Source organism: Microbacterium sp., assembly GCF_047972865.1.
Lineage (GTDB): Bacteria > Actinomycetota > Actinomycetes > Actinomycetales > Microbacteriaceae > Microbacterium.
The window spans coordinates 1-2,030 of record NZ_JBKEAY010000070.1; the positions used below are offsets into that span (position 1 = coordinate 1).

The window sequence follows — 2,030 nt, forward strand, 5'->3', positions numbered from 1 at the left end:
CCGGGCGGCGCTGTGGGCCGGCATCGCCGCGCTGGCGTCGGCGCGGCACGTGGGCGAGGTGGGAGTGGCGATCCAAGCCCACATCGAGGGCTCGGGGGAGCAGTACGGCATTCTGCGCGACTACGTCGGCCACGGGATCGGGCGCAAGATGCACGAGGGACCGACCGTGTTCAACTACCGCACGGCCGATCTCGGGCCCGAAGTGCGTCCGGGATTGTGCCTCGCGATCGAACCGATGGTCACCGCCGGTTCCGAGGCCACGTTCGTCGAGCCGGACGAGTGGACCATCTCGACCGTCGACGGAAGCGACGGCTGTCAGTGGGAGCACAGCGTGGCAGTGCATCATGAAGGTGTCTGGGTGCTGACCGCACCCGACGGCGGCCTGGCCGAGCTCGCACCGCTCGGCGTCACCCCCGTACCGATCAGCTGAGGAAGGCGCAGCGCTATGGCAACAGCAGTGAAGAAGACCAACTGGTTCGCGATCTGGGTCAGCATCGCGGTCGTCGTCGTCCTGGTGGCGGTGATCGTGGTGGTCGCGTTGATGAACAACTCGGCGAACGAACCCGCCGCTCGACCGGCGAGCGCGGGCATCGAGCAGGAGTCGGGCGCCATCCAGATCGGCACCGGACCGGACGTCGTTTCCGTCTACTTCGACTTCTTCTGCTCCCACTGCCAGCAGTTCGAATCCGTTTACGGCGACACCATCGCGGAGGGCCTCACCGACGGCTCCATCACGCTCGAGCTACACCCCGTGGCACTCGCGGGGCTCAACGCGGCATCGGGCACCGACTTCTCCAAGCGCGGCTCCAACGCGATGTACTGCGTCGCGGATGCCGAGCCCGAGGCGGCGTGGACCTTCTACTCCGAGGTGTTCGCCCTCAACCCGGGCGGTCAGGGCCTGACCGACGAGGAGTTGCTGTCGCTGGCCGGCGACGCCGGAGTCACCGGCATCGACGACTGTGTCGCCGAGCGCACGTGGGACGATCTGGTTGCCGAGCAGACCCGGACCCTCCCCGCCAACCCCGCCACGGGCAGCGCCGGAACACCCACCCTTCTGGTCAACGGCGAGTACGTCCCCGTCACGCTGGACCCGGAAGCCGACATCACCGCTCGCCTCGCCGGCTGACATCGACCGCGAGTTGCCGGTGCGTGGGATACCACGTACACTGGATCTTTGGTGCCTTGCGCCTTCATTGGCGTGTCGTGGCACCGCACCCATCCACCGCAGACCGACCGGTCTGCTCAAGCGTCAGCGAGGCTATGGCTAAGAAAGACTGTGTCATCGAGATCGAAGGCACGGTATCCGAGGCGCTGCCCAACGCGATGTTCCGTGTTGAGCTCACCAACGGACACAAGGTGCTCGCCACGATCTCTGGGAAGATGCGGCAGAACTACATCCGCATCATCCCCGAGGACCGCGTCGTCGTGGAGTTGAGCCCCTACGACCTCACCCGCGGCCGCATCGTCTACCGCTACCGCTAGACCGGTCGAGAAGTAACGGCTCCACGGGGACACGCCCGGGGAGTACGAGGACAGCGAACAAGGAACATCATGAAGGTCAATCCCTCCGTCAAGCCCATCTGCGACCACTGCAAGGTCATCCGCCGCAACGGTCGCGTCATGGTCATCTGCAAGTCCAACCCGCGTCACAAGCAGCGCCAGGGCTGAGCAGACCGCACACTCACAACTGAATATCTCACGGCAGGATCAGAGCCCCGCACGGGGGGACACCTCGGGACAGGGGCCCGGGCACCGATCCTGCTCCACACCTCTGACACACTCCCAGGAGACATCGCATGGCACGTCTTGCCGGCGTCGACATCCCGCGCGACAAGCGCGTGGTGATCGCCCTCACCTACATCTACGGAATCGGCCGCACGCGCTCGGTCGAGATCCTCACCGCGACCGGGATCGACGAGTCGATCCGCGTCAAGGACCTCAGCGACGACCAGTTGATCGCGCTGCGCGACCACATCGAAGGAACCTACAAGGTGGAAGGTGACCTCCGCCGTGAGGTCGCCGCCGACATC

5 protein-coding genes are annotated in these 2,030 nt (G+C 65.8%); all 5 read left to right on the forward strand.

Features of this window, described 5'->3' with window-relative positions; genetic code table 11:
- Positions 1–430: M24 family metallopeptidase (locus tag ACK5KK_RS04430; protein WP_416888882.1), on the forward strand; the 430-nt coding region annotated here is incomplete at its 5' end.
- 15 nt (positions 431–445) lie between these two features.
- A complete protein-coding gene (locus ACK5KK_RS04435) occupies positions 446–1,126 on the forward strand; it encodes a DsbA family protein (RefSeq protein WP_416888883.1) in 681 nt (226 codons plus the stop codon).
- A 134-nt stretch (positions 1,127–1,260) separates the two neighbouring features.
- Positions 1,261–1,482, forward strand: coding sequence for a translation initiation factor IF-1 (infA, locus tag ACK5KK_RS04440; protein WP_416888884.1), 222 nt, complete (start codon positions 1,261–1,263; stop codon positions 1,480–1,482).
- A 69-nt stretch (positions 1,483–1,551) separates the two neighbouring features.
- Complete coding sequence (gene rpmJ / locus ACK5KK_RS04445) at positions 1,552–1,668, forward strand: 50S ribosomal protein L36 (RefSeq protein WP_055821300.1); 117 nt, start codon at positions 1,552–1,554, stop codon at positions 1,666–1,668.
- A gap of 128 nt (positions 1,669–1,796) precedes the next feature.
- Positions 1,797–2,030: 30S ribosomal protein S13 (gene rpsM / locus ACK5KK_RS04450; RefSeq protein ID WP_416888885.1), on the forward strand; the 234-nt coding region annotated here is incomplete at its 3' end.

Coding starts and splice junctions, on each gene's coding strand:
- ACK5KK_RS04435 (WP_416888883.1), top strand. CDS start 446: ATGGCAACAGCAGTGAAGAAGACCAACTGGTTCGCGATCTGGGTCAGC.
- rpmJ (WP_055821300.1), top strand. CDS start 1,552: ATGAAGGTCAATCCCTCCGTCAAGCCCATCTGCGACCACTGCAAGGTC.
- infA (WP_416888884.1), top strand. CDS start 1,261: ATGGCTAAGAAAGACTGTGTCATCGAGATCGAAGGCACGGTATCCGAG.